The following is a 6,265-nucleotide window of genomic DNA, read 5'->3' on the forward strand; positions in this document are numbered from 1 at the left end:
GGGTGCCTGGGTTTGCCTTCAGCTATGGACTGCAAGACGGGGGCACAAATCATCCGTTGCGCTCAGCGAATGACCGCTTCCCACTGCGGATTCAATCGACATGCTTCAACACTTTAACCTAAATTGATAGTTGCAGAAGGGAAATGATGTGAAAAAGATCTTGAATCGATTACGGTCAACCAGAGGGTGATCCCCCCATTTTTAGAGCGCTCTAAAAGTAGAGGTTAATCGGCCATGGCAAGCTTCTGTTGTGGCGTGATACCGTCAGGTGCCGTGTTGCGTCAGCCGTAATCGCAACTCCACCGCCGGCGCGCAAAGTCCCCGCTCTGGCATTGGCAAATCATAGCCGACGACGGCGTCCCAGCCACCAGGGGTTTGACGCGACGTTTTGCAGCGGCGTTTCCGGAAACCATTACCCTCGGCCGGATCGCAGTTGGTGTTGTGCTCGATGTAGAATTTACCGTCATCCAGCAGAATGCCTTTGTCGGGGGAGGTAGCTGCTTTCAGCAGTTCTACGATGTGTGCATGGTTCATGTGTTTTGCTCGGGTCCGGGAACGCCAGCTTCAAGTGGATTTTCACGTCGCACGGAACATCCATTGCCGTATTTCATAGGTGGCCGAACGCTTTTAATATGAAACGGCTTGTAAGACTGAAAGATTCGAGAAAATGATCGACGCTAGTGTCCCGTAACTCAAGGTATTCTGCTCTTGCAATCGGCGTGACACCACCAGTTCCGTTGGCATCAGCAACAGTTAATCCGACCGAGAACACCTCGCCGGGATTTAGCAGATCAATGGTAAGTGAAACATAATCCGACGCGGAGGTGGCGCCAAATTCTGTTCCAGCGGGTGCGGACAGTTCGTAATCCAGAACGGAACCCCCATTTATACACACTATCCTAACGGGCAAATCTTTGAGAGGGCGGTTGCCGATATTGCGAAATGACACCGTGTGGGAATCCATACGCTTAATCGCCGCACCGGCGTAAGTCAAGGTTAATTTTTGAGGCCCTGCCTGAATGATGTTACGGCTAACGACCGAGAAGCCAAGCCATCGTTTCTCTCGCCGAACATGTGACACAACAAGACCCAACAGATAGGATGCCAGACTCCCTGTCGCAGCCCCCACAAGAAACTGATATTCCTTAATTAATGCCCACATGATTTTCCGCGATCACGTGGCTGCCAGCGTCGCGCGATCAATTGCGATGGACTCTGCGCACGCCTCTGCAAGAAAATCGAGACACGACCAGTTGTCAACGATCAAAGATTCGGAGTGCGTGAAGTTGGATAAACCCAGTGCTTTGAGCGCAGCATCCACTCGATTTCTATATTCGTCACTTGCGCGACGATGGGTTTGATGATTCATATTATTTCCCGTCCGTTACAGTGGTTTTCAAAATTCAGCTGACTTTTTCGCTCAGGTCTGCCGCGTCTGGGGGGAGGCCCGCCGCCGCCGATATCCACACACGCACCGCTCCGCCACAATAATCCAATGCTTCATAAAGTTAGTATCCTCACTGGCTAGCACCGCGCTGGCCTTCTCATTGCGCCAGGCCGCGTCGTGCGGCCGTGAGTGCTGCTTGGGGATTTCCTCGATCTTCACATATTGCCTTCAAGTAGGTGATGGAAAAAGAAACTTCTCCAGTTGCCCTGTTTCGGAAGCGCATTCGATGTAACCCTTTCTTTTATACCAGGTGGTTAGTTCTAGGTCTGACATCGCCTCTTCACAAAGAGATCTTGGAGTCAGACGAATGCTTGAGCGGCCAAGCTCGGCCGCCATGATTTCGGCATGCAAAAGAAGCGAAGTACCTATGCGGTCATTTCTTGCCTCTGGAAGTACAAAAATTTCATAGATAAAGCTAAATGGCGGCCCCCAATCTTCAAAGATTATCAAGCCGACTTCCCCCCCATTGCGTAAAGCAACAACTTCTCTTGTTCTAGGAGTACTTCCGCGCTGAAGGCGAAATCGAAGAACATCGCTTTGGATCTCCAAATCACTATGTATTGCAACAAATTTCATCATTGATTATCTTTTGCCTTCTAATGCACCAAGTCCGATGTGTGGGCTGTAGGTGCTGCTGTCAGCGCCACCAAGACGTGGGGGTTTCCGCTTGTCTAATTAGCTTCGTCGTCTGGCACGATGCTGACAATCGTGTAGCCCTCCGACTCCAACAAGTTATTCGCTTGCCTTTGAATGCTTTCTGGATTATTTCCTCCGTAGAAACGGTTGGACAATTTCGCGAGCAGTGCGTTCGCAGCTTCGCTCTTTGTCGGGCGTTCGCAGCTTCCTTGGATAGAGAGGAAAACAGTTTCACCCTTTTCACCCTTTTCATCCTTGTAGCCGATTTTCCAAGTCTTACCCATAGGTGTCTTCTTCTCTTTCTTCATTGGCCAGCACCGCGCTAACCTTCTCAATGCGCCATTCCTGGTCCGTCATTGCGGGCCGCGGGTGGTGATGGAACCTTTTCCGGCCTAGTTAAACAATCACAATGGGAACGCCAGACCCGGCACTCCGTTCAATGTCAGCGCGCTCCACGAACTCTTCCCCTCCAAGTCGGATTTCGATAATCTGCGCTTGAATTCGATTAGCTTCGTGCTCTGCGTACCGGTATGCCTCTTGTGCTGCCTGGATGATTGTCCTGGTTCCAGACTTGTTAAAACCCACTAGCAAGTTACTGCGAGCTCCTGCACAGTCCATGTCGACGTGAGACACTTTACTGCCAGATGCGTCCGGTTGCGGCTTCAGCAATGCGTGCACTTGCGAGCCATCTGACAGCAAGAAGTAAAGCGATTGGAGCGGTGGTAGGGTGGTATTAGGGTACTTAGTTTTTGCCATTTTTTTCCTTTTTCGCGTTAGCGAAATTTTCCTTAGGCGCCTGGCTATTTTTTCCCGCTTGCGATCACAGCGCCATCTAGATTGAATTTTTTCCAGCCCGAGTTAGCTTGAAACGGTGGGTACATGCTCATATGGTGGAAAACGTGGTAGCGCGCAACGACTGCACCATCCGGTGATATTTCGTCGTAATAATCATCGTCCTTGTCTTGTCCTTTACTGGCCTTCCAGTTTTCTTCCGTGCACACAAGCGTATTCCCATCTGCGACAGGCAGATATGGGAAGTTGACCATATTAACCGGTGTATTGCTCATATAATTTACCTTTACTTGTTACGTCAATTGTAAAACGGTCTAAACTGTTTTCCTATCTATCCTATGTTGGTATCGCTTCCGCTGAGACGAAGTGCTTTTCCAAATTGGTGATCACCGAACTGCGTTTCTGCAGGTGTTTCCGGCGATCAATATTGTCACTGAACACTGGAATCTGTTCGAGGACCTGTCCAATCTCACTGAAAGCAACAGCGGACAGGCCAAGCGGCATCTCCATTGCACTATCTCTGGCTCGCGTGATCAGGTCACGCACTCGTTCCTCGGCAGGATGCGTCTTCTGCTGGATGGAGGATCGGACGCTGCAGTGCAGTCGTGCAATACTGGAGACATAAGCTCTCACGAGCGGCTTGACATCCAATCGGGGTTGCCCAAGCGCTTTCAGCTCATCCCTAGTGAGAGCTCGAATTTTGTCGTTCTTTAGCAGGTCGTCAATGGATAGAAAAGCGGCGATTTTGTGGGCGCACGACTCCTTTTCTCCTTCTGTCGTCTTCCAGTCACTGGAGAAATTTAACCATTTGACAGGGAAATCTCCATGTTGCAGATGGTTGCGTAGCCCACTTATCACGCGATACTCAAAGCGCTCATCAAACTCCTTATTAGTCAGCTGCTCGAATGCCGTTGCTTGCGCCGAACCATTGCCGAAAACGTCGTTGAGATGCTGAGGTACCTGGTCCAAGTAAGCCTTCGTCGATGAGAGCAAATTTAGAAGGCTCCCGTTCACTAACTGAATGCCGTCAACAAAGTCCGACCATTTATGCGCACTGAAAACCAGATGGTTTAATGCGATTGCATGCAGAGTCGATTCGAACTGTACGTAATTTTGCAGGACGAGAGCATATTTCTCCTCAGTCGCTAGGGCTGCTTGGTTAAATAGATAATCGCGTCTTGCGTCGTCGAAGGCGTCGCTGTCGATATCCAAGCTAGTACGGCGGCTCAGCTCTACCAGCTGGAAGCGCACCGGATCAGTCGCCTTGCTCGTGCACTTAGTTTCCATTCTTCCTCGCTTGCCGGCACCACGCCGACCTTGTCAATGCACCAGCCGCGTCGAGCGCAGCTTGAATAGTGCTGTGATCGATTTTCCGCTTAGTCTGGACAAAACTACGAGCGCCAATGGTTATGGACACTTGTTACTTGATTCACCCAGAAAGTCAGTCTTGAGATCTGGTCGCGACGACCGTTGTAGAGTCCAAGATCGTGAGCAATTGAGAAGAATCCCTCTCCAGGATTGTTGTCATTGCCTCGGTGAACAATCAATGCGGTCAACATGGGGCGCCCCTCGCGATGCTCGAACTCTGCGATTTCTCCCAATAGTCTCGCGATTTCCTCCCGATCCGGCTCATTCTCCATTGACAGGCCGATGAGAGGAGAAACGTCACTGTACGTGGCAAGAAGCCGGCCCCGCGCTAACCTTACCAGCTCGCCATAGAGAACTTGATTCATAGCCTTTCCTCGTCGCCCGGCACCATGCCGATCCTCTCAATATCACTGCCCGGTCGGCGCCGGGCAAGGGGTGCTGCTGGGGAATTTCCTATTCCTCTTTCTGCGGAGGAATTGCACTGGCATGCAAACACTTCACAGTTGCTGTGTGTTCATAGCAAAGAGTCACCCGGCCAGTTTTGGTGTCCAGTACCCACGCGCGTTCGTCTTCTGGCGTTGAGCCTTTGGTTGCCGTGATCTGATATCTCCCTGTCTGGTCACAGCCGACTAGGGTCATCAATAGAATTATAGAAAGAAAACGCACGGCTTCTGGGCCTATTGATAGTAGAACGACACATCATCACCAGGTGCAAATTCGGGCGCTCCACCTGTCCGTACCTTTCCAAGAAATTCACCGATGCTGGCATCAACATGGCTAAGTTCGACAACAATGCTATCCGCATCTTTAAGGTCAACCGTGACTACATCACCATCCTTGTACATAGGCGGAGGAATAGCGCCGGCCGAACAGTCACCAGCGGCCGCATGAACATACTTCACGTCAAGTATTTTCGTTGTCATGATTTAACGATCTATAGTTGTGCTTTGAGAACGGCGTCAATTTCGTTCCATGTCGCTGCATCTCGGCGTTCGTGTAGGGCGAGTCGAATTTCTTCATGAATGATATTGTCGCGGGCGACGGTAAGCGGATCGCGCCTCTGTGCGCCATCGTCTGTGGAAACGGAGGTGCTGGCTTCTAGTAACAAATGCTGGCCAGTCAGGTCCCAGACTCGCGTTATAGTCTTGCGAACGTAGTCCGTGTTCTCAACGGCCAATTCCAATTTTCCGACAGCATCTGGATTGAGGGAAATATTGCCAAATACTAGAACAAGCATGTTCATCCTTTGTTTAATACACAGATTATTGGGCACCGTGCCAGACCCGCCCAATAGGAAAGTCGGCTCTTGACAGAAGATTAAATCGGTCAACGCAACACTTTAGCTTAAATACATCGTTGCAGAGTGGAAATGATGCGAAAGATAACTCGAATCGATTGCTCCGCGTCCCGTGGAACCCGAGATTACCGTCACAAGGCGTTTTGCCATGTGAACGTTAGTGCAGAAACGCGCCAAAGCTCAGGCAGCTCTTGCTTGTGCGCGGCGGGAGTCTCAGCAGGGGAGGGGAGATAGACCGGCCAGCCCCGATCTCGTCGTTGGATCAGGCAGCTATGAGATCGCAGCCAAGGTTCCTGGCAGGACTGCTAGGCTCCAAACACGATCCATCGGATTCTCATCGGCCAAGAACTATGGATCAGGAGTGTCTAAACTAGCGTGGAGAGTCACCTCGCCGCCACTGACTCGCATAGGTCGCTACCTCATCTCATAATGCACGCCCGCCCAATCGTGTAACCCTCACTTGTTCCCATGCATCGCAGCCATTCAGGCTTGTGAGATTTCGAGTATTTTCCAAATGAGCAAGATGTTATCCTCTATGGTCACCGACCGAGTTCGGCCAATCGTCTTGCAGCTGCGACCGTCGGCTCAAGACATGATCTGATCTTGCCCCCGTATAACCAGACACAGCCAATCGTTTAGTTAGCGCCGCTTTCCTGAGCCCGGCGCGCCAGCTCCCTCCTGTACATGCGAGGTGATTTCAAATTCAACGACGAGTGAGGATGCAC

General features: G+C 51.0%; 10 protein-coding genes. All 10 read right to left on the reverse strand.

Going from position 1 to position 6,265, the window contains the following annotated elements:
* Positions 1-264 precede the first annotated feature (264 nt).
* On the reverse strand, positions 265-534 hold the full coding sequence (locus tag CSQ95_RS27420; RefSeq protein ID WP_099411786.1) for a hypothetical protein: 270 nt from the start codon (positions 532-534) through the stop codon (positions 265-267).
* A gap of 73 nt (positions 535-607) precedes the next feature.
* On the reverse strand, positions 608-1,162 hold the full coding sequence (locus CSQ95_RS29465) for a hypothetical protein (RefSeq protein ID WP_143450107.1): 555 nt from the start codon (positions 1,160-1,162) through the stop codon (positions 608-610).
* 12 nt (positions 1,163-1,174) lie between these two features.
* Positions 1,175-1,369 carry a hypothetical protein gene (locus tag CSQ95_RS29470; protein ID WP_143450108.1) on the reverse strand — a complete coding sequence of 65 codons (195 nt, stop codon included), beginning with the start codon at positions 1,367-1,369 and terminating at the stop codon, positions 1,175-1,177.
* Between the two features lie 246 nt (positions 1,370-1,615).
* Entirely contained in the window at positions 1,616-2,026 is a 411-nt protein-coding gene (locus CSQ95_RS29475) for a GNAT family N-acetyltransferase (protein ID WP_143450109.1), read from the reverse strand.
* A 92-nt stretch (positions 2,027-2,118) separates the two neighbouring features.
* Positions 2,119-2,367, reverse strand: a complete 249-nt coding sequence (locus CSQ95_RS27430) for a hypothetical protein (protein WP_143450110.1) — start codon at positions 2,365-2,367, stop codon at positions 2,119-2,121.
* Between the two features lie 516 nt (positions 2,368-2,883).
* Complete coding sequence (locus CSQ95_RS29480; protein ID WP_143450111.1) at positions 2,884-3,150, reverse strand: hypothetical protein; 267 nt, start codon at positions 3,148-3,150, stop codon at positions 2,884-2,886.
* 61 nt (positions 3,151-3,211) lie between these two features.
* The gene (locus CSQ95_RS27440; RefSeq protein ID WP_099411790.1) at positions 3,212-4,162 is read right to left on the reverse strand and encodes a hypothetical protein; all 951 of its coding nucleotides are present in this window, start codon (positions 4,160-4,162) and stop codon (positions 3,212-3,214) included.
* A gap of 104 nt (positions 4,163-4,266) precedes the next feature.
* Positions 4,267-4,608 carry a hypothetical protein gene (locus CSQ95_RS27445; protein ID WP_099411791.1) on the reverse strand — a complete coding sequence of 114 codons (342 nt, stop codon included), beginning with the start codon at positions 4,606-4,608 and terminating at the stop codon, positions 4,267-4,269.
* Between the two features lie 312 nt (positions 4,609-4,920).
* Positions 4,921-5,166, reverse strand: coding sequence for a hypothetical protein (locus CSQ95_RS29485; protein ID WP_143450112.1), 246 nt, complete (start codon positions 5,164-5,166; stop codon positions 4,921-4,923).
* Between the two features lie 11 nt (positions 5,167-5,177).
* The gene (locus tag CSQ95_RS27450) at positions 5,178-5,480 is read right to left on the reverse strand and encodes a hypothetical protein (protein ID WP_143450113.1); all 303 of its coding nucleotides are present in this window, start codon (positions 5,478-5,480) and stop codon (positions 5,178-5,180) included.
* Positions 5,481-6,265: the final 785 nt, after the last annotated feature.

It is taken from the genome of Janthinobacterium sp. BJB304 (assembly GCF_002735765.1).
GTDB lineage: Bacteria > Pseudomonadota > Gammaproteobacteria > Burkholderiales > Burkholderiaceae_D > Janthinobacterium.

Excerpts from the sequence above, each read along its gene's own strand:
- CSQ95_RS27420 (WP_099411786.1), bottom strand. The coding sequence starts at position 534 with ATGAACCATGCACACATCGTAGAACTGCTGAAAGCAGCTACCTCCCCC.
- CSQ95_RS29470 (WP_143450108.1), bottom strand. The coding sequence starts at position 1,369 with ATGAATCATCAAACCCATCGTCGCGCAAGTGACGAATATAGAAATCGA.
- CSQ95_RS29475 (WP_143450109.1), bottom strand. The coding sequence starts at position 2,026 with ATGATGAAATTTGTTGCAATACATAGTGATTTGGAGATCCAAAGCGAT.
- CSQ95_RS27445 (WP_099411791.1), bottom strand. The coding sequence starts at position 4,608 with ATGAATCAAGTTCTCTATGGCGAGCTGGTAAGGTTAGCGCGGGGCCGG.
- CSQ95_RS29480 (WP_143450111.1), bottom strand. The coding sequence starts at position 3,150 with ATGAGCAATACACCGGTTAATATGGTCAACTTCCCATATCTGCCTGTC.
- CSQ95_RS27430 (WP_143450110.1), bottom strand. The coding sequence starts at position 2,367 with ATGGGTAAGACTTGGAAAATCGGCTACAAGGATGAAAAGGGTGAAAAG.
- CSQ95_RS29485 (WP_143450112.1), bottom strand. The coding sequence starts at position 5,166 with ATGACAACGAAAATACTTGACGTGAAGTATGTTCATGCGGCCGCTGGT.
- CSQ95_RS27440 (WP_099411790.1), bottom strand. The coding sequence starts at position 4,162 with ATGGAAACTAAGTGCACGAGCAAGGCGACTGATCCGGTGCGCTTCCAG.
- CSQ95_RS29465 (WP_143450107.1), bottom strand. The coding sequence starts at position 1,162 with ATGTGGGCATTAATTAAGGAATATCAGTTTCTTGTGGGGGCTGCGACA.
- CSQ95_RS27450 (WP_143450113.1), bottom strand. The coding sequence starts at position 5,480 with ATGCTTGTTCTAGTATTTGGCAATATTTCCCTCAATCCAGATGCTGTC.